General features: G+C 71.4%; 13 protein-coding genes and 1 pseudogene. 4 read left to right on the top strand and 10 right to left on the bottom strand.

The features are described from left to right. Nucleotides 1-129 precede the first annotated feature (129 nt). Nucleotides 130-1737: a purine-cytosine permease family protein gene (locus ACWCRB_RS41605; RefSeq protein ID WP_451001030.1), complete on the bottom strand. Its 1608-nt coding sequence runs from the start codon at nt 1735-1737 to the stop codon at nt 130-132. A 518-nt stretch (nt 1738-2255) separates the two neighbouring features. Between ACWCRB_RS41605 and ACWCRB_RS41600 the strand changes: the two genes are divergently transcribed. Further along, the gene (locus tag ACWCRB_RS41600; protein WP_451001029.1) at nt 2256-2690 is read left to right on the top strand and encodes a protease inhibitor; all 435 of its coding nucleotides are present in this window, start codon (nt 2256-2258) and stop codon (nt 2688-2690) included. Between the two features lie 138 nt (nt 2691-2828). Here ACWCRB_RS41600 and ACWCRB_RS41595 read toward each other — a convergent pair whose 3' ends face one another. The 3 genes from ACWCRB_RS41595 to ACWCRB_RS41585 form a co-directional block, all read right to left on the bottom strand. Continuing rightward, nucleotides 2829-3245, bottom strand: coding sequence for an STAS domain-containing protein (locus tag ACWCRB_RS41595; protein ID WP_451001028.1), 417 nt, complete (start codon nt 3243-3245; stop codon nt 2829-2831). A gap of 149 nt (nt 3246-3394) precedes the next feature. Then, complete coding sequence (locus ACWCRB_RS41590) at nt 3395-3889, bottom strand: methyltransferase family protein (RefSeq protein WP_451001027.1); 495 nt, start codon at nt 3887-3889, stop codon at nt 3395-3397. A gap of 97 nt (nt 3890-3986) precedes the next feature. Beyond that, nucleotides 3987-5498 carry an MFS transporter gene (locus tag ACWCRB_RS41585; protein ID WP_451001026.1) on the bottom strand — a complete coding sequence of 504 codons (1512 nt, stop codon included), beginning with the start codon at nt 5496-5498 and terminating at the stop codon, nt 3987-3989. Between the two features lie 169 nt (nt 5499-5667). Between ACWCRB_RS41585 and ACWCRB_RS41580 the strand changes: the two genes are divergently transcribed. After that, nucleotides 5668-6516 (top strand): alpha/beta fold hydrolase, encoded by an 849-nt coding sequence (locus tag ACWCRB_RS41580; protein ID WP_451001025.1) that lies wholly within the window; start codon nt 5668-5670, stop codon nt 6514-6516. Between the two features lie 7 nt (nt 6517-6523). On the opposite strand, the gene ACWCRB_RS41575 is transcribed toward ACWCRB_RS41580, so the two are convergent. The 4 genes from ACWCRB_RS41575 to ACWCRB_RS41560 form a co-directional block, all read right to left on the bottom strand. Further along, nucleotides 6524-9358, bottom strand: coding sequence for an NHLP bacteriocin export ABC transporter permease/ATPase subunit (locus ACWCRB_RS41575; protein ID WP_451001024.1), 2835 nt, complete (start codon nt 9356-9358; stop codon nt 6524-6526). A gap of 1 nt (nt 9359) precedes the next feature. Continuing rightward, complete coding sequence (locus ACWCRB_RS41570) at nt 9360-11582, bottom strand: NHLP family bacteriocin export ABC transporter peptidase/permease/ATPase subunit (protein WP_451001023.1); 2223 nt, start codon at nt 11580-11582, stop codon at nt 9360-9362. After that, nucleotides 11579-12385 (bottom strand): HlyD family efflux transporter periplasmic adaptor subunit, encoded by an 807-nt coding sequence (locus ACWCRB_RS41565; protein ID WP_235472777.1) that lies wholly within the window; start codon nt 12383-12385, stop codon nt 11579-11581. The genes ACWCRB_RS41570 and ACWCRB_RS41565 overlap by 4 nt, the downstream gene beginning before the upstream one ends. Before the next feature lie 131 nt (nt 12386-12516). Further along, complete coding sequence (locus ACWCRB_RS41560) at nt 12517-12735, bottom strand: type A2 lantipeptide (RefSeq protein WP_235472776.1); 219 nt, start codon at nt 12733-12735, stop codon at nt 12517-12519. Nucleotides 12736-13754: 1019 nt separating this feature from the next. Between ACWCRB_RS41560 and ACWCRB_RS41555 the strand changes: the two genes are divergently transcribed. Further along, complete coding sequence (locus ACWCRB_RS41555) at nt 13755-15149, top strand: S1 family peptidase (protein WP_451001022.1); 1395 nt, start codon at nt 13755-13757, stop codon at nt 15147-15149. A gap of 438 nt (nt 15150-15587) precedes the next feature. Here the strand turns inward: ACWCRB_RS41555 and ACWCRB_RS41550 are convergent, their stop codons facing one another. Beyond that, nucleotides 15588-17738 (bottom strand): SpoIIE family protein phosphatase, encoded by a 2151-nt coding sequence (locus ACWCRB_RS41550; protein ID WP_451001021.1) that lies wholly within the window; start codon nt 17736-17738, stop codon nt 15588-15590. A 245-nt stretch (nt 17739-17983) separates the two neighbouring features. Between ACWCRB_RS41550 and ACWCRB_RS41545 the strand changes: the two are divergent. Next, nucleotides 17984-18529 (top strand): annotated as a pseudogene (locus ACWCRB_RS41545) (response regulator transcription factor); the annotation flags it as partial. On the opposite strand, the gene ACWCRB_RS41540 reads toward ACWCRB_RS41545, so the two are convergent. Continuing rightward, entirely contained in the window at nt 18455-20203 is a 1749-nt protein-coding gene (locus ACWCRB_RS41540; protein ID WP_451001031.1) for an ATP-binding cassette domain-containing protein, read from the bottom strand. The pseudogene ACWCRB_RS41545 and the gene ACWCRB_RS41540 sit on opposite strands and share 75 nt — an antisense overlap. Nucleotides 20204-20596: the final 393 nt, after the last annotated feature.

Genomic DNA, 20596 nt, shown 5'->3' with positions numbered 1-20596 from the left:
ACGGGCTGGATCTTTTAGCCCGTCCGGCGTTTGAGGACGAGGCCGTTCAGGCCGACAGCGGGGGTCTGGGGGCGGCAGCCCTCAGGGATGGGACGGGTAGGGGCGGCGGGGGCGAAAAAATCCCCAGCCTCAGCCCCGCTCCGCCGCCAGCGCCGCAGGCAACTCCTCCCCGCCCGCCCCCGGCCCACTCACCGGCGGCACCGCAACATCCACCGTCCGAGCCAGCCGCGCCCCCTCCGGCCCGTACACCGCACGCGGTTCAGGGAACACCCGCAGCAGCGTCAGGAACAGGACCGCGGAGACGGCCAGGGACAGCGGCAGGCTGATGTCGATGCCGTTCGCCAGATCCCCCAGCGGCCCGACGAACTGCCCCGGGATGTTCGTGAACAGCACGCCGATCACCGCCGAGACCCACCACGCGGTCATACCCCGCCAGTTCCAGCCGTGCGCGAACCAGTAACGACCGCCCCGCTGACGCCGGTTGAAGACCTGGAGCGCGTCCGGGTCGTACCACCCACGCCGCGTGTAGAAGCCCAGGATCATCACCACCATCCACGGCGTCGTACACGTGATGATCATCGTCGCGAACGTCGAGATCGACTGGACGAGGTCGAACCCGAACCGGCCCACGAAGATGAACGCGATCGACAGCACACCGACCAGCACGGTGGCCCGGACCCGGGACAGCCGGGGGAACACCGACGAGAAGTCGAGCCCGGTCCCGTACAGGGAGGTCGTGCCTGTCGACATGCCGCCGATCAGCGCCAGCAGGCACACCGGCAGGAAGAACCAGCCGGGCGAGATTGCCAACAGGCCGCCCACGAAGTCGGGCGCGGCCGGATCGACGTAGTCCGGGGCCTTCGTGGCGATGATGCTCGCGGTCGCCAGGCCGAACAGGAACGGCAGCAGGGTCGCGATCTGCGACAGGAACGCCGCGCCGATCACCTTGCGGCGCGGTGTGTCCGCCGGGATGTACCGCGACCAGTCCCCGAGGAACGCGCCGAACGACACCGGGTTGGACAGCACGATCAGCGCCGCACCGATGAAGGACGGCCAGAACAGCTCCTGCGTCGCCGCGTCGGCCGAGTCCGTGAAGACACCGGCGTACGACGGGTCGAAGTCCCCGGCGAACGCGACCGCGCCGGCCAGGAACAGCACCGTCGCCGACAGCACCGCGATCTTGTTGACGAACAGCATGAACCGGAACCCGTACACGCACACCGCCAGCACCAGACCCGCGAAGAGCGCGTACGCGACGCCGTACGTCACATCGCCGCGCGGCAGGCCGAACAGCCGGTGGGCGCCGCCGACCAGGGCGTCGCCGGAACTCCACACCGAGATGGAGAAGAAGGCGATCGCGGTGAGGAGGGAGAGGAAGGAGCCCACCACGCGGCCGTGGACGCCCAGGTGGGCGGAGGACGAGACCGCGTTGTTGGTGCCGTTGACCGGGCCGAAGACCGCCATGGGGCAGAGGATCAGCGCACCCACGACCACTCCGAGGAGCGTGGCCGCGAGGCCCTGCCAGAAGGAGAGGCCGAACAGGATCGGGAAGGCGCCGAGGACAGAGGTGGAGAAGGTGTTGGCGCCGCCGAAGGCGACCCGGAACAGGTCGAGCGGGGTCGCGGTGCGGTCCGCGTCGGGGATGCGTTCGACGCCGTGCGTCTCGACCTCGGTGAGGGCCGGCGGCGCGGCGGCGGGGGAGAGGGCTGACTGGGGCTGTGAGGACGGCGAGGGCAAGGGAGGCTCCAGCGGGGGATCGGCGGTGGAGCGCGTTGTGGCGCGGGCAGAGGGAAGGACCGCCGTCGCCGCTGGGGTGTGCGGCGCAGGCGGATGCCGACCTCGGGTGGTCTGCCGACCGTAGGGGGACCGGCGGAGGCCGCACCAGAGGACGTTTCATCCATCTTTCGAGTCTCTTGTGGATGGATGTGCCATGGAGGTGGTAGTTGAACCGGCGGTCGTGTCGCCAGCCGTACCGGAATGTTTCAGGCCGATTAAAAAGGCTGGTGGATCCGGCCAGTCGGTCGCCCCGGGCGATCAACAGCCGCCCGGTTGCGGGCTTCAGGCGTTCGAATCACGTAACTTCACGCCACTGATTCAATACGCAAGGTTACCGAAACGCATGGGGTCGAGATGAGTTTCGGCGCCGGACTCGGCAGACTCACGCTCGCCGATCCGGCCCGACCGGCTGGGATCGAGTACCCATGCGGACCGTTGGACCTTCGATTCGCATCGAACTGAGCGGAAGGATGCACACAATGCCGAACACCGCGCGCTGGGCAGCGACTCTGACCCTGACGGCCACCGCCGTCTGCGGCCCCCTCACCGGGGCCGCCGTCGCTGCTCCGGCCCCCGCCCCCGCCGGGCTCTACGCCCCCTCGGCCCTGGTGCTCACCGTGGGACACGGTGAGACCTCGGCCGCCGTCACCCCCGAGCGTGCCGTCACTCTCACCTGTGCGCCGACGGCCTCGGGTACCCACCCGTCCGCGTCCGAGGCCTGTGCCGAACTCCGGGCCGTCGGCGGGGACCTGGGCATCCTTGAGGCGAGAGATGACGTGAAGTGCACCAAGCAGTACGACCCCGTGGTCGTCACCGTCGAGGGCGTGTGGCGGGGCCAGCGGGTCGCCTATGAGCGGACTTTCGCGAACGAGTGCGTGAAGAGCACCTACGGGACGGCCGTCTTCACGTTCTAGGGACCGGGGTCGCGCGCTCCCGTGGGCCTCGCAGGACGCTCGCGGATGGGGAGGGCGATCCCTGTGTCGCGGGGTGCCGCGCGATCTCGCAGCGGGGCCGGTCGGTGGTGTGGGGCTGCCGACCGGCCCTTGACGTACCTAGGAGTGCCCCTGCTCGGGGATCCGGGCGAGGGGCGGGAAGCGGTGCAGCAGGCCCGAGGCGCGCAGCAGGCGGTGGAGGCGGGGGGTGTCGGAGACCAGACGCAGGCGTCCGCCGCGTTCGCGGGCCCGGGTGTCCGCGCGGCACAGTTCGCGCAGGCCCGAGCAGTCGAAGAAGTCGACGTGCCGGAGGTCGACCAGGACGTCCGGGCCGGGGCGCGAGGTCGCGGCGTCCAGGTGCTCGGCGAGGAAGCCCGAGGTCGCCAGGTCGATCTCGCCGGTGACCTCGACCACGGTGAACGGCCCGCTCGGGTACGTACGGGCATACGGGCCGGCCGTCGGCGGCGGGGCTCCGGACGAGTCCGGGGCCGTGCGCTCGGACGGCCCGGGGATACGGTCTTCGGCTTCCGGCGTCATGGCTGCTCCACCTCTGCAGGGGGCGCATTCGATCTCGGTAGCTACCCCGGCGGAGTGGTGACCATCCCTGTCGCGCCGCCTACAAGATCTGGTTCACTCGACAAGGTGAATTACGGCCGTATTGGTTGACGTTTCCGTGTGATGCGCGCTCAGTCTCCGTGCCGGGGGTGCGGGCGTGGCCACCAGCCCGGTACCGACCGACGGTAACGCTCGTACTCGGTGCCGAACCGGTCGGCCAGCGCGGGCTCCTCGTACCAGCGCGCGAACGCCCACATCAGCAGCCCGGCGCAGGCGCCGTACGTGAACAGGACCGGCCGGGCGAGCAGGAGCGCCTGGCCCGCGACCGCGGCGACGACCGCCACGTACATCGGGTTGCGCACGTAGCGGTAGAGGCCGCCGACGACCAGATGTTCGGTGGGTGCGACCGGGGCTGGGGTGCCGAGGCCCTCGGCGACGAAGCGGACGAAGGCCGACAGCAGGACGGCCGTGCCCGCCGCGAGCGGGATCAGACCGGAAAGGCGTACGGGCAGCCACCAGTCGCCCGCCCGCCACCCCGTCAGCCACCACGGCAGGAGGACCGCCACGGTGCCGGGGGCGAGTGCGAGGAAGAGTGAACTGCCCAGGGCCGCCGCCGATTTGCGCATGCCTTCACCATGGCAGCGCGGCGGACGTCGCGACAGACGAGAGGGGCCGCCGTCTCCCTGAAGACGGCGGCCCCTCGGCCTGGACGACCCGGGTGGGTCACATGTGGACGACCGGGGCGGCGCTCTCGTCCTGGGCCGGCACGCCCGGGCGGTAGAGGAGGAAGGTGATCAGCGCGCCCGCGGCGAAGAAGCCGGCCGACCACCAGAAGGCGGTGGTGTAGCTCTCGATCGTCGACTGGGCCTGGACCAGCTTGTCACTCGCGTTGCGGCCGGACAGATAGTTGGTCGCGGCGCTCGCGGCGAGCGTGCTCAGCAGCGCCGTACCGATCGAACCGCCCACCTGCTGCATGGTGTTGACCGTCGCGGACGCCACGCCCGCGTCCTCGGCGCCGATTCCGCTGGTGGCCAGCTGCATCGCGGGCGGCATGATGACGCCCATGCCCACGCCGATCACCAGCAGCTGCGGAAGGACGGCGGTGCTGAAGTCCGAGCCGACGCCGATACCGGTCAGCCAGGCCATGCCGAGCGCGCCGAGGGCGAAGCCCGCCGGGATGATGATCTTGGGGCCGAAGCGGGGCACGAGCCGGGTGGTGGACACCTGGGCCGCGACCATCAGGGCCGCCATCATCGGCATGAAGGCCAGGCCGGTCTTGGTGGGGCTGAAGCCGAGGTTCAGCTGCAGGTAGTAGGTGAGGAAGAGGAAGACGCCGAACATTCCCGCGCCGGAGACGAGCACCGTGAGGAACGACGCCCCCCGGTCCCGGTCCAGCAGGACACGCATCGGCAGCAGCGGGTGCTTGGCGCGGGTCTGCCACCAGGCGAACCCGGCGAGGAGCAGTGCGCCGACGATCAGGAAGCCCCAGGTCTGCGGTGAACTCCAGTCGTGCGTCTCGGCGTTGGAGAAGCCGTAGACCACGGAGAAGAGACCACCGGCGACCAGTACGGTGCCCGGGACGTCGATCTTGGAGTTGGCGGCGTCCCGGTGGTTGCCGAGCAGCATCCAGCCGCCCACGAAGGCGACGACGGCGAAGATCAGGTTGACGTACAGCGTCCAGCGCCAGTCGAGCGCGTCGGTCAGCAGACCGCCGAGCAGCAGGCCCACCGCGCCGCCGGCTCCCGCGATCGCGCCGTACACGCTGAACGCGCGGGCCTTCTCGCGGGCGTCGGTGAAGGTCGTGTTGAGGAGGGAGAGAGCGGCGGGCGCGAGCAGGGCACCGAAGACACCCTGGAGGGCGCGGGCGATGACCAGCATCTCGAAGCCGTTGGCGGCGCCGCCGAGGACGGAGGCCCCGGCGAATCCGGCGACACCGATGAGGAAGGCGGGCTTGCGGCCGAAGAGGTCGGCGATCCGGCCGCCGAGCAGCAGCAGGGAGGCGAAGGCCAGCGCGTACGCGGTGACGATCCACTGCCGGTTGCCGTCGGAGAAGCCGAGGTCGGCCTGGGCGGAGGGGAGCGCGATGTTCACGATGGTGGCGTCGAGGACGACCATCAGCTGCGCGATTCCGATGATCGCGAGGATCCACCACCGCTGCGCGTTCGGCGCGGCGGACCCCTTCTCCGTGGTGTTCGCGACGCCCTTCGGGGCGCCTTCGGTCAGGGACTGGGACATCTGAGCACACTCCAGGGAAGGTCGCTCGTAAAGAGGAGTAAGGGAGACCGGGGATTACGAATACGTAAACGAAACGGTTTCGTACTCCCGACGCTCCGAGCCTAGACCAGATTCATCGAAACGGCAAAGTATCGATACGGGAAAGTATCGCTAGGGAGGATGTGCGGACGTGCGCAGCGGCAGGCTGGCGGTCGACGGGGCCGAGCTGTACTACGAGGTGCGCGGGGTCGGTCCGGCCCTGCTGATGATCAGCGGCGCCGGGGGAGACGCCGCCTACTACTCCGGGATCGCCGAGGGCCTCGCCGACGCCTTCACGGTGATCACCTACGACCGGCGCGGCAACTCCCGCAGCACCGGTGGCGGTGACGGCCCGATGGAACTGGCCCGGCAGGCCGCCGACGCCCGCGCGCTCGTCGGCGGACTCGCGGGCGGCCGGGCCCTGGTCTTCGGCAACAGCGGCGGCGCGATCATCGGCCTGACGCTGGCCGCGCTCCACCCGGAGTGCGTGCTGGGCCTCATCGCCCATGAACCGCCCGCCGTGAACGTCCTGCCCGACGGCGACCCCGGGCGCGGCTTCTTCGCCGAACTGGCCGACCTGTACGCGGCGGGCGGCGCCCCGGCGGCGGGCCGCCGCTTCGGCGAGACGACACGCGGCGAGGGCTCCTACCGCTGGCCCGCCGACCTGTGGAAACGGTTCCTGGGCAACGCCGACCACCTCTTCGGCCGCGAATGGCCCGCCTTCGCCGCCTTCCACCCCGACGAGGAGGCCCTGCGCGCGGCCCCGTTCCCCATCGTCCTGGGAGCCGGCGCGGACGACCGGGGTACGTACTACGCCCTGCCGTCGATCGAGATCGCCCGCCGGATCGGCGTCCCGTGGGCGGAGTTCCCCGGCATCCACATGGAGTTCCTGCGCCACCCGTCCCGCTTCGCGGCGGCCGTACGGGTACTGGCCACGCAGATGTACGGCGCCGACGGCCGGGTTCCGGAACTGTGGCGGGGCGGGCCCGAGACGCCCTGACGATCCCCTACGCCAGCTGCCGTCGCACCAGTTCGTGCAGCCGCCCGCTCGTGTCGGCCAACAACTGGGCCGGGGGACCCTGTTGGGCGACCTTGCCGTCCTCCATGACGATCACCCGGTCCGCGTCCAGCACCGTCGACAGACGGTGGGCGATCACGATCCGGGTGGCGTTGAGGGCGCGGGTGCTCTCGATGACGATGCGCTGGGTCTCGTTGTCCAGGGCGCTGGTCGCCTCGTCGAAGAAGAGGATGCGCGGCCTGCGGATCAGCGCCTGCGCGATCATCAGCCGCTGTCGCTGGCCGCCCGAGATCGCGCCGCTGCCCTGGACGATGGTGTGCAGCCCCATCGGCATCCGCTGGATGTCCTCGGCGAGGCCCGCCATCGCGGCGGCGGCCATCGCCTCCTCCGGCGTGTAGGGCTCCGTACCGCAGATGACGTCCAGGATCGACCCCGTCATCGGTTGCGCGTGCTGGAGCACCACACCGCACTGGCGTCGTACGGCGGACTGGTCGAGCGCGCCCAGGTCCTGGCCGTCGTACAGCACACTGCCCGAGACCGGTTTGTCGAAGCCGATCAGCAGGCGCAGCAGGGTCGACTTGCCGCAGCCGCTGGGGCCGACGATCGCCACGAACTCGCCCGCCCGCACCTGGAAGGACACGTCGTCCAGGACGAGCGGGCCGTCGTCCGCGTAGCGGAAGGCGAGGCGGCGGGCCTCGATCGCGCCGGTCAGCACGCCGGGCCGGGTGCTCGCGACACGTACCTCCGGGGTCGCCTCAAGGACCGGCTTGATCTCCTCGTACAGCGGCAGCGCGGCCACCCCGGAGACGAAGGCGCCGGTCAGCTGGGTGACCGAGGTCAGGAGCATCGTCACCGAGGTGTTGAAGGTGAGGAAGGCCGCCGCCGACATCTCACCGCGTGCCGGACCTGCGAGCAGCATGAACATCAGCAGCGTGCAGACCGGCAGGTAGACCGCGCCCAGGACCGTCGTGAGGTTCTTGATGCGGCCGACCTTCTGCTGGAGCTCGCGGCTGCGCGCGAACTCGCCCGCCCAGGCCGCGTACGCGTAGTTCTCGGCCGCCGCGACCCGCAGTTTGGGCAGTCCGCGCAGGGTCTGGAAGGCCTGGTTGTTCAGCTTGTTGGAGAGCACGATCAGGCGTCGCTGCCAGCGGACCTGCCAGAGGCCAAGTCCCAGGAACACAGCGGCGATCACCACCAGCATGCCGATCGCCGCCAGTGCCATCGGGACGCTGTACCAGAGGAGCAGGCCCAGGTTCATCGCCGCGACGGTCACCGACTGGGTGACGACCGGGGCAACTCCCGCCAGCAGCTTGCGGATCGCGCTGATGCCCATCGCCGCACTCGCCAGCTCACCGGTCGAGCGCTCGGTGAAGAACTTCGTCGGCAGCCGCAACAGCCGGTCCCAGACCGCCGGTTGGAGCGTCGCCTCGATGCGGCCCTCCATCCGGAGCAGGGTGAGGTTCTGCATCAGCATGAACGCCGCCGCCACCACACTGCTGATCATCACGGCCAGACAGAACTGCACGATCAGCGTGGTCTGCGCCTTCGGCACGAACTCGCCGAGCACCTTGCCGGTGGCTACGGGCACGAGTGCGCCGATCGCGATCGTCACCAGGCTGCTCAGCAGCAGGTTCACCACATCGCCCCGGCTGCCGCCCATGCTGAACCGGAGCAGCCGCAGCGGGCTCATCCCGCGTTCGGGCAGCGGCCGGTAGAACATCACCGCCCGCTCCTCGAACTCCGCCGCGTTCGCCTTCTCGACAGGTGTCTCGCGCCCGGACGACGGCTGTACGGCCACATAGCCGCCGCGCCGCCACAGCAGCGCGACCGGCGCGCCCGACAGACTCCGGTGGCCGACCAGCGGGCCGACGTTGTCGTGCCACCAGCGGCCGTCGAGCCGGACGGCCCGGGTGCGGACACGGGAGGCGAGCGCGATCCGTTCGACCGGGTCGAGCCGGTCGCTCTCGGTACCGCTCTGGGCGGGCTCGGCGAGTGTGATCCCGGCCGCTCCGGCGACCAGCTTGCAGGCCGCGTACGTCGCGTCGGCGTCGGCGGCGGTCGTGCGCTTCGCCGACTGCTTGCCGATCGACGCCAGCAGGGTCCGGTCGGCCTGGGCGCGGACCGCCTCGCCCGCCTTGATACCGGCCGCCGTACGGGTCTCGTGGCGGCGCTCCAACTGTTCGATCCACCGGTCGAGGGTGGTGAGCAGCCGGTGCTGCTGGTCGACCATGCTCTGCCAGACCCCGGGGTCCATCAGCAGATCGGCGGCGGCCTCGGCGCCGTACAGCGACCCGTACTGCACGCTGCCCGGCGGGACCTGCATCCAGAACACGTCGTCGTCGGTCGGCGCGGCGGCCCGCTCCGAGGCCATCGGCGCCTGGAAGAGGACCGACATGCCACGGCCGACGCCCAGGGCCAGGGCGTACTCCAGCGGGCTGGTCGCCGGGGGCACGTACTGGGCGTTGCCGTACTCGTCGTACGACCAGGTCTGGGTGTCCGGCGACTGGTACAGCTCGCGCAGGTTGATGCGGTGCACCACGCAGTCGCGCACCGGGCGGGCGACCAGAGTGTGTTCGGGGCCGGTGACCGGGCCGAGCAGCAGCGCGCCCGCCTCAAGGCGGCCGATGTGATGCCACTGGCCCTGCTCCACGGCGTCCACCGCGTACAGGTCGAGCGCGCCGGACGCGACCAGCCACAGCACCTGCGGGCCTTCGAGGTCGAGGCGGGTCTGCCCGGACAGGTCGTAGCGCGTCCCCATCTGCCCGAGCGCGCCCAGGACGACATCGCCCCCGGAGACGTCGGAGACATCGGATACGGTCGTCATCTCATCGCTCCCTGACCAGCTCGGCGTACGCCCCGCCGGCCGCCACCAGGGCGTCGTGCCGCCCGCGTTCCACGATCGTGCCGTGCTGGAGCACGACGATCTCGTCGCTGTCGCGCACCGTGGAGAGCCGGTGGGCGATCACGACACAGGCGCAGCCGCGCTTGCGCAGGTTGTCGATCACGGTCTGCTCGGTCTCCGCGTCCAGGGCGCTGGTCACCTCGTCGAGGACGAGAATGCTCGGGTTGCGCACCAACGCCCGCGCGATCTCCAGGCGTTGACGCTGTCCGCCGGAGAAGTTCCGCCCGTCCTGCTCGACCCGGCTGTGGATACCGCCCGGCCTGCGCGTCACGACGTCGTACAGCGCCGCGTCCTCCAGGGCCGCCACCACCGACTCGTCCGGGATCGACGGGTCCCACAGCGCCACGTTGTCCCGGACGCTGCCCTCGAACAGGAACACGTCCTGGTCGACGAAGGAGACCGAGGCCGCGAGCGCGCCGCGCGGAATGTCGTCCAGGCGCTGCCCGTCGATACGGATCACGCCCTCCCAGGGCGCGTACAGGCCCGAAATCAGCCTGGAGACCGTCGACTTGCCGCTGCCCGAGCCGCCCACGAGCGCCACCTGCTGACCCGGACCGACGGTCAGGTCGAAGCCGGAGAGGAGCGGCTTGTCGAGGGGGCTGTAGCCGAAGGTGATGTTCTGCAGTTCGACGTGGCCGTGCAGCCGCCGCGTCGAATCACCGCCGCCCGGCCGGTTGTACAGCGGATCCGCCTGGAAGTTCTCGACGTCCTTGAGCCGGGCCACGTCCGCCGCGAAGTCCTGGATGCGGCCCGCCACACCGTTCAGGCGGGTCAGCGGCGCCGTGAAACGCGTGACCAGGGCCTGGAAGGCGACCAGCAGACCCACGGATATATGGCCCTCGACCGCCCGCATCCCGCCGATCCACAGGATCAGCGCGCTGTTCAGCGTCGCGAGCGTCGGCGCGACCACGCCCAGCCAGGCGCTCGGCACCCCGAGCCGCTGCTGCTCCTCCAGCGTGGTCGCGTGCTGCCCGGCCCACTTGCGGAAGTAGCCCTCCTCGCCGCCGGTCGCCTTCATCGTCTCGATCAACTGGAGCCCGGAATAAGCGGTGTTGGTCAACCGGGCCGTGTCCGCGCGGAGTTTGGCCGTACGGGTCGCCCGCAGCCGGATCACCACCCGCATGGCCACGATGTTCAGCAGCGCGACACCGATGCCGACGGCCGTCAACTGCGGGTCGTACGTATAGAGGAGCACCGCGTACAGCACGACGACGACCGCGTCGACGCCCGCCGCCGAGAGGTCGCGGGCCAGGGTCTCGGAGACCGAGTCGTTCGACTGGAGCCGCTGCACCAGGTCGGCCGGGCTGCGCTGGGAGAAGAAGGTGACCGGGAGACGGAGGAGATGGCGCAGGAAGCGGGCGCTGCTCAGGGTCGAGGAGATGATGCGGCCGTGCAGCAGGTTCGCCTGCTGCAGCCAGGTGAGTACGAGGGTCAGCGCCACGCACGCGCCCATCGACGCGAACAGCACGTTCAGCATCGAGGTCTGGCCGCCGATGAGGAACGTGTCGATGTAGGTGCGGCTGAGCGCGGGCATCGCGGCACCCACCGCCACGAGTAGCAGACTCGCCAGGATCGCGGCGGGCATCGTGCCCGAGGTACCGCGCAGCCGGGCCGGCATGGCGCCCAGGACACCCGGTTTGCGCCCGCCGCGCTCGAAGTCGGGGCCCGGCTCCATGACGAGGACGACACCGGTGAAGCTGGAGTCGAAGTCCTCCATCGGCACGAACCGGCGGCCCTTGCCGGGGTCGTTGATGTACACCCCGCGCCTGGCGAGGCGGCGGCCCATGCCGTCGAAGACGACGTAGTGGTTGAACTCCCAGAACAGGATCGCGGGCGCGTTCACCTCGGCGAGCGCGGCCGTGTCCATCTGCATGCCCTTGGCCGTCAGACCGTAACTCCGGGCCGCCTTCAGGAGGTTGCTCGCACGCGAGCCGTCCCGGGAGACACCGCAGGCGATGCGCAGCTCTTCGAGCGGGATGTGCCGACCGAAGTGCCCGAGGACCATGGCGAGGGAGGCCGCACCGCACTCCACGGCCTCCATCTGGAGCACGGTCGGCGTACGCACCGACTTGCCGCTGCCCTTGGGGACCGTGCGCCGGGGCGGGGCCGAGCGGCGCTTGGCCCGGGAGTTCTGTGCGGCACTCACGGCAGCAGCCAATCGACGGGACGCTGGTCGGCCAGCCGGATCGAACCCGAGGCCAGGGTCATGGAGGTGAGCCTGAACGGCGGCCCGTCGGCCGAGGACCACTTGTAACCGCTCTTCGTGGCCGACGACTTGTCCAGCTTCACCAGGACGGCGACCGGTCGGCCCTTCTTGGTGAACTGTTCGCCCAGCTGGCTGTCACCGAGGAACGCGCCGATCTGCTGCTGCGTCTGGGGAGCCCGGTCCACCGACTTCACATGGCCGCGCAACACCCCGTACTGCTGGGTGGGCGCCGTCTGGACGGTCAGGTCGACGGCCGCGTTCGCGGGAATCGTGGCGGCGTTCTCGGCCGGGACGTACACCGTCGCGTACAGGGGATCGCTCGCGCGGGCGACCTTCTCCACGGCCGCGATGTTCGTGCCCGTCCCGATGATCTGGCCGATCGTGGCGGCGAGCGCGGTGAGCCGGCCCGCGGCGACCGAACGCACGACGGTGTCGCCGGAGGTCGTACGGACCTTCAGCACAGGCGAGTTGGCGGGCAGCTGGGCGCCCTCCTCGGCGAGCACCGCGGTGATCTGGCCGGAGACGGGGCTCTGCAGGACGTAACTGCCCTCCCCGTGCGTGAGGATGGCGGGCGCGCTCACCGTGGACGAGACGGATCCCGTGACCGCCCACACGGACGCGGCGGCCATGACGACCACCGTGACGGAGAGGACCAGCCAGCCCTGGGGGCGCGCGAAACGCACCGGAAGGTCCAGCTCTTCGGGCGACTGGAGCTTGGCGAGGGCCTGTTGGCGGAACTGCACGGGCTTTCCTCACCTGCGTGACGAAGACTTGCCTGAGGGAAGACTTGCCTGGGAAAGGCAGATGGGTTTGTGGCAACCGAGAGTCCCGGAACCGCGAAACGGTTCCGGGACTCAGCGGCACAAGGCGTCGATCAGAGACCGGCGACCAGGTTGGTGACCGCACCGGTGTTCAGGCCGGAGACACCCTCGACGGTGTCGACGACCGAGCCGACCAGCGGGAGCACGCCGGGGGCGACGCCGTCCACCAGGCCCGTGACGGTGCCGACAGCGTTCAGGGACAGACCGCCGGAGACGGCGTCGAGAGCGGCGTCCGACAGCTCGGCGGTCGCAACCTGGGGGGTGGAGTTCATGATGGAACTTCCCTTCGTATGGGTGTTTCAAGGGGGAGAGCGGCCCCCTCTGGGGACAGATGACGGCCGCGACCACAGGGCCGGTCAGGCTCGTTTCCGGAACCTGTTCGGCCCCTGCGATGCGATGGATCAAAGCACGCCCGCACAGCCGTCTTCCAATCAACCAACCGCCTCACCAGGGCACTTGAGCCCCACGGGCCCCAAACCGTGAGGGTGTGTGCACGGCTTGGCGGCGACTTCTTCACATGCCGCACCGCTTCGGCGCACCCAGGCCCTTGCGGCCGGGCACGCGGGCCGGTCATGGGTGCGCGACCGAATCGGACAGTCCGCCATCAAAGACGTGGCGTGTAACGAGCGGATGTGCGGAACCGGAGTATGCGGTGACCTCGCTGAGTATTCGATGTGCAGATTCCCTGAAGCCGGGATTCGTATCGGTTTGACCGACACAAAGCCATGAGGCGATTACGGAAAGTGTTTCGCTGTGCCTTTCCTGTGCGTCGGCTTGATCGGGAAGCGCGATGCGGGCGAGCACCGACGACACGGGGGACCGGCTCGATCCGGACATCGGATCCGGTCACCGCGCACGGATATGTCGGGGACCGGCGGGGCGCGGTCAGGGGGACGAAAGCCCTGCGTGCGGCCGGTACCGCGTCACCGGCGAGGTGTCCGCGCCGGCCGCCGGAGTCCGCCCCGGACGACCGCTCCCACCAGGGCCTTCGCCGCAGTGCGCGGTGCCGGCCCGGCTCCTCGGCGGACAGGCCGGGATCGACTGCTCGGAGGGCGAAGCCGGTGGAATGGATCTTGTCTGCTTCGGCGGGCGTCATCGGCATATGGGTGGTTGTTCCCGGCGGCTCTCGGTCAGGCCCTGGCAATGGCCGATTCGCTGTTTCGCAAAGGGAGTTGGCAAACGCGTTTGAACGCCCCACGTGAACCGTCCGTACCTACAGCCATCCAGGCGCCCCAGTCGGTCGCCGAGAACGATCGGCGGCTAAGACCCCGCCCCGCAGGAGGTCAAGAAGTTGAGTCACAAGCGAGTTCCGAAGCGTAAGGCCGCTATAGCGGTGGGCAGTGTCGCGGCGATCGGCGCGGCGGCACTGCTGCTGCCCAATGCCATGGCGTCCCAGACCGACGCTGCGGACGGCGCGGCTCCGAAGACCCTGAAGGCGACGGCGGCCTCGGACCTTGCCTCGCAGCTGGAGGAACTGCTCGGGGACGCCTTCGCGGGCTCCTACTACGACGCCGACAAGCAGCAGCTCATCATCAACGTCGTCGAGGTCGAGGGTGACAACAACAACGTCATCATCCAGGCCCAGAAGGCCGGCGCCGCTGTCCGCGAGGTCGAGAACAGCGTCGCCGAGCTGAAGGCCGGCGCGCAGACGCTGAAGGCCGAGGCGACCATCCCGGGCACCGCCTGGTCCGTCGACCCCCGCACGAACAAGATCCAGGTCACCGCCGACAGCACGGTCACCGGGGCCAACTGGGACACGATCGAGTCGACCGTCCAGAGCCTCGGCGCGGGCATGGCGACCATCAAGAAGAGCGCGGGCACCTTCAAGCCCCTCGCCGTGGAGGGCGGCGACGCCATCTTCGGTGGCGGCGCCCGTTGCTCCCTCGGCTTCAACGTGGTGACCGGCGACGGCACGCCCGGCTTCCTGACCGCCGGTCACTGCGGTGTCGCCGCGGCCGAGTGGTCGGAGGAAGAGGGCGGCGCGCCGGTCGGCACGGTCGAGGCGGCCACCTTCCCGGGCGACGGTGACTTCGCACTTGTGAAGTACGACGACCCGGCGACCGTGGCCGACAGCACCGTCGATGTCGGCGGCGGCCAGACCGTCGACATCCTCCAGGCCGCCGAGGCCGAGGTCGGCCAGCAGGTCTTCCGGATGGGCTCCACGACGGGCCTCAACGACGGCGAGGTCACCGGTCTCGACGCCACCGTGAACTACCCCGAGGGTACGGTCACCGGCCTCATCCAGACCAACGTCTGCGCGGAGCCCGGCGACAGCGGCGGCTCGCTGTTCACCCAGGACGGCAGCGCGATCGGCCTGACCTCCGGCGGCAGCGGCGACTGCACGGTCGGCGGCGAGACCTTCTTCCAGCCGGTCACCACGGCCCTTGAGGCCGTCGGCGCCACCCTCGGCGCGGCTGACGCCGGCGCCGGCGAGGAGGCCGGTGCGGGCGAGGAAGCCGGTGCCGGTGAGGAAGCGGGCGCGGGCGAAGAGGCCGGCGCTGGTGAAGAGGCCGGTGCGGGCGAGGAAGCCGGCGCCGGTGAAGAGGCTGGTGCCGGTGAGGAAGCCGGTGCGGGCGAAGAGGCCGGACTCGGCGAAGAGGTCGGCGGTGACGAACTCGGCGGCGTGGACGACCAGGCCACCGAGGGCGTGGACGACGGCACCGGTCTGGAGACCGAAGGCCACTGACCGGCCACACCACCAGTAGTACCGGCCGCCAGTGAAACGGTCCGGCCCTCCGGCGGGAGGGCCGGACCGTTCTGCGTGCGGGGGCCTCCGGCGGAGCGGCGGCGCCCTGTTCGGCCCACGTGTGCGTGACATGGCCCCGGGCCTCGCCCTGTCGGCCGGACGGCCGTGGGCGACCGGCAGCGCAGGGCCGCCCGGCACGGCGGCTGTCACGTCGCCGGACGCCCTTGGCACAGGTACGCGTCGTATGTCCCGGGCCTCGCCCTGCACCCCGGGCGGCCCAGGGGCACTGGCGTGCAGGCCCCCCGCAGGGCGGCTGTCACGTCCTCGGACGCGTCCTCGGCACAGGTGGGCGTGCCACGGCCCAGGGCCCACCTGCGTGCTTGCCCCTCCCGTAGGGCAGCCGTCGCCTCTCCGGACGCGTCCTGGGTGGGAGAGCCGTCAGTTCTTCGGGCGTGCTCTCAGTAGTAGCAGCGCGATGTCGTCCGCCCGGGCCGTCGCCCCCGCGCCGAACTCGACCAGCCCGTCGGCGAGTTCGTCCAGTGGGTGGTCGCCGGTCTCCGCGAGCCGTTGCCCCAGGGCGGCCAGTGCCTCGTCGATGTCGACGCCCGGGGACTCGATCAGGCCGTCGGTGTACAGGGCCAGGACCGAGCCCGGTGGCAGCTCGACCTCGGTCGTCGGGTACGAGGCCGAGGCGTCGATCCCCAGCAGCGGACCCCCGGCCAGATCCAGGACCCGTACCTGACCGTCCGGGCGTCTCAGCAGCGGCTGCGGATGCCCCGCACGGGCCATCACGGCCCGCCCGGATCCCGGGTCGAGCCGCAGATACAGACAACTCGCGAACAACTCGGTCCCGAGATCGATCAGCAGCCGGTTGGTGCTGCTCATCACCTCCTCCGGAGCCTGACCGACGGTCGTGTACGCCCGGACGGCCGTACGGAGCTGACCCATCAGGCCGGCCGCCGTCACGTTGTGCCCCTGGACGTCCCCGATCACCGCCGAGGCCCGCCCGTGCGAGCACACCAGGTCGTAGAAGTCGCCGCCGATGTCCATGCCCTGGGTGGCGGGCAGATAGCGCGCCGCGGCCTCGAACCCGGGCAGCGACGGCAGGGAACTGGGCAGCAGGGCGGCCTGCAGACCGTGCGCGACCCGGTGCTTGGCGTCGTACAGCAGAGCCCGCTCCAGGGCCTGGGCGATCAGACCGCCGAGACTGGTCAGGACGGCGCGCTCGTCGGCCGGGAACGAGTGCTGTTCCGCGTACCCCAGTACACACGTGCCCACCGGCCGCCCGGACGCGATCAGCGGGAGATACGCCCAGGCCGCCATCGTCCCGGGCACCTCCCGTACCGCCGGATACAGCCGGTCCAGCTGCCCCCGCGACTCGAAGAAGGCGGGCACACCCGTGGTGAGGACCTGCGTGCCCGGGGTCTGCTCGGTGAGCGGCAGTCCGTCGAAGCGCTCCACGAGCTCCGGGTCCTCGAATCCCCGATGCCCGACCACCTGCATGCGCCCGCCCCGCGACCCCAGCATCACCAGGGTCTGGCAGCCCACCGCCGGCATGATCTCGTCCGCGACCAGCTGGACCACGTCCTGGACGCCCGCCGCCTCGGTGAGCGCCCCCGCCAGGGACAGCACCTGCGAGATCGTGACCAGGCTGGACGGGCCGCCCGGCCGACGCTCCGCCCGGTCCAGCTCGGCCACCGCCCGCGCCCTGGTGATCCGGACGCTCAGCCCGGTCGTGCTCGGGTACAGCTGGAACGACAACCAGTCGCCGGGCGGGCGCAGCGCCACGAACGAGGTGACGTGCAGACTCAACAGCGCGGCGCGGTAGCGGTCCTCGTACACCGGATCGTTCAGCCAGGGCACCGACCCCCACAGCCGGCTGCCGAGCAGCCCGCTCGCGGGGATCCCCAGCAACTCCGTGGCGGCGGCGTTGACGAAACCGACCCGCCCGTGCAGATCGAGCGAGCACAGCCCGTACGGCAGCCGCGACACCATCCGAGCCGCCTCGACCGAGCCGAGGGTGTCGGCCACCGGCGTCCCGGACCAGGCGGCCAGCAGATCCGCCTCGGGCCGCAGCGTACGGTGCTCTGCGGCGGCCCGCTCCAGCCGCAGCGCCAGCCGGTCGCAGGCCGCGGTCAGCCGCTCCCGCTCCCGGTCCGACACCTCCGGCGGATGCGAACCGGGCCAGGTCACGAAGACCGCCCCGTACACCGTCGAGTCGGTCGCCACCGGCAGGGCGGCCAGCGCGAAGGGGTAGGGCAGCACGACGGCGACCCGTGGATACTGCCGGGCCATGTCCTCCTCACCGCCCACCCACACGAACCGCCGCTCGCGCGCCGCCTGGGCGACGGGCACCGGTGAACCGAGCCCGACCCGCTCCCACGGCGCCGCGAACGCCCGGGGCAGCCCCGCCATGACGGCCATCTCCAGCACGGACTCACCGGGCGCCAGCAGATACACCGCGCCCGCGTGGGCCTGGACGTCGTCCATCATCCCGGCCAGCGCCAGCGACAGCAGCGGCCTGCCGAACGCTGCGGAGCCGCTGCCGCCCGGCCGCCCGGAGACCTGCGCATCGCCCACCCGGACCACCTCCTCACCGGACCGGGCCCTCCCGGCTCAAGGCTCCCCCCACTCGCCCCGTCCCGCACGGCGAACGTCCCGCCGCCCCCGCTACCCCCTCCGCCACGGCTCATCCCCCGTCGGTGAAGCGCGAGTCCCGGCGCGAAAACGCCACGCATGCGCTCCCGCGCACCTTGTTGGCCGGTTTTGCGCGCCCTTGAGCTGCCGCAAGCCCCGAAATCGGGGCACGCGACACCGGTGAACCGGCAGACGCGATGGAAGGAGCCGCAGTGATCAGGGTGCTTCTGGTGCACGACGCGAGTCTGGTGCGGTCGGTCCTGGCGGAGTGGCTGCGCAGAGAGCCCGATCTCGGGGTGTGCGGCACCTCCTGGCACGGCGCACCGGGCAGAGCGAGGCTGATGCGCCCCGATGTCTGCGCGGCGGACCTGGACAGCTCGGGCACCTCCGGCATCCCCGCGCTGGGCGAACTGCGCGCCTGCGCCACGGCCGGGCCGGCCCCGCGACTGCTGGTGCTCGCCAGCGCCGGCAGACCCGGTCTGCTGAAACGGGCGGCCGAGGCGGGCGCGCTGGGCTATGTCGACAAGGACAGGGAGGGGTCGCCGGAGCGGCTGGTGTCCGGCATCCGGAGCGTCGCGGCCGGCGAACGGTTCGTCGACGCCTCGCTCGGCCTCGGGTTCCTCAGAGCCACGCAGATCCCGCTCACCAGGCGGGAGCTGAGCGTCCTGTCACTCGCCGCGAAGGGGGCGTCCGTCGCGGAGATCGCCGGCTGCCTGCACCTGTCCCACGGCACCGTGCGCAACTACATGGCGGCCATCACCCGCAAGACCGGGGCCCGCAACCGCATCGACGCCATCCGTATCTCGCAGGGCGAGGGCTGGCTCTGACGGTCCCGGTACGGCCGACCAGCTGCCCACGAGGTCGCGGTAGAGGGGCGAGCGCTCCAGCAGTTCCTCGTGCGTCCCGTACACGTTCTCCCGGCCGTCCATCACGAGGACACGGTCCGCCCGGCGCGCCGAGGCGATCCGGTGCGCGACCACGACCAGGGTGGTTCCGGGCCGGGAGGCGAAGGCCCGCTCGGCGCGTTCCTCCGCCTCCGGGTCCAGATGGCAGGTCGCCTCGTCGAGGAGCACCACACCGGCGTACGAGAGGAAGGCCCGGGTCAGCGCGATCAGCTGCCGTTCGCCGTCCGACAGCGCGGCCGGGACGATCAGGGCCCCGGGTCCGCCGTGCCGGCCGAGGAGCGGGGCGAGCCCGACGGCCTCGGCGGCGGCCAGCAGCTCGGACTCGGGCACGGGATCCGGCCGCAGCCAGCCGAGGTTCTCGGCGAACGTCCCGCTGAACACGTACGCCTCCTGCGGGATGAGGACCCGGTGCGCGTGGGCGGTGTCGCCGGGCACCGGATGCCCGCACAGCCGGATCGCGCCCCGCTGGGGCCGCAGGAGACCCGCGGCCAGGGACACGAGGGTGGACTTGCCGATGCCGCTGGGGCCGACGACGGCGAGGTGCGCGCCCCGGGGCACGCCGAGGGTGAGGTCCTCGACGACGGGTGCGCAGGCGGGGCCGTAGGCGAAGGTGAGGCCGGAGAGTGCCAGGGCCGGTGTCCCCGGTGGGGCGGGGACGGGGCGGGCGTCCTGTGGGGTGCCGTCGGCCGCCGCCGGACCGGGCGGCACCAGGCGGCGCAGGACCACCGCGAGCCGGGAGCCGCTGGTGCCCAGGCCATGGACCAGGTTCTGCAGGGCGGGCAGCAGGGACTGGGTGACGTAGGCGAGTGCGCCGACCAGGGCGCCGGGCGTGACGCCGTGGCGCAGCAGCCAGGGCGCGGTCAGCAGGAGCAGGACGACGGGGAGCTGTCCGCCGACGGCGATCGACGCCACCCGGGGCACCCCCCAGCGGGCCAGTGAGCGGGCCGCCGACAGCTCGGCGTCGATCCGCGTGCCCGCGTCCGCCGCCACCCACTCCTCCGCACCTCCCGCGGTGACGTCCCGCAGTCCCGCGCAGACGTCCCCGAGACGGTCGGCGAGACGTTCGTCGGCGACGAGGAAGGCCTCCTGGCGGTGGGCCAGCGGGCGCATGCTCGCCATGAAGAGACCCACGCCGACGACCAGCGGGGGAGCGACCACGAGCAGCAGGGCCGGCGCGAGCGAGCCCAGGCCGATCAGCGCGCCGGCGGCCGTGAAGACGAAGGACCGGGACACCATCACCACACCGGCGAAGGTGTCCCGGGCGATCTCCACCTGCTGGGTCAGCGCGGAGAGGGCCCCGCCGTCCGCCTCCCGCACCCCGCGCGCCACGACCCGCTCCACGAGCCGGTCCCGCAACGGCTCGACTAGCGCGGCGACCGCCTCGTACACCCGTCCGGTGCCGTAGGCCCCGACGGCGACCGAGAGCGCGGCGACCCCGAGCCACCCGAGCCCGATGTCCGTGCGGTCGCGCAGGAACCCCTCGTCGAGGGCGCGGGCGAGGGCGTACCCCATGAAGAAGGTCTGCGCGGTCTCCAGCAGGGACCACAGCACGAGCCGCGCGACGACGCGCCGGTGCCGCAGCAGGAACCGCAGCCCACGTCGACGAAGCCCACCGCTTCCGGGCGCCTGCGTCCCGACACCGCCGCTGTCGGCCGGCCACCGCCGGACGCCGCGCCCCCGCGGACCGCGCGGCGGGCTGCCGGGGCCTCGGGCCGCCGACGGTGGGGCGCTGTCGTCCGGGGTGCCGGGGTTGCCGGCCGGCGGTGGGGCGTCGCCGCCCGGGGTGCCGGAGCCGGCGGCCGCCTGGGGAGGGGTGCGGTCCTTGGACCCGCTCCGGTGATCGAGCACCTCGTCAACGCGGCCCGTACGTTCATCTTCGACACCGGGCTCGCCCCGGCGGCGGCG

This window comes from Streptomyces sp. NPDC002156 (genome assembly GCF_053593675.1).
The sequence above is the reverse complement of the archived record's forward strand: the minus strand, read 5'-3'. Positions and strand labels throughout refer to the sequence as shown.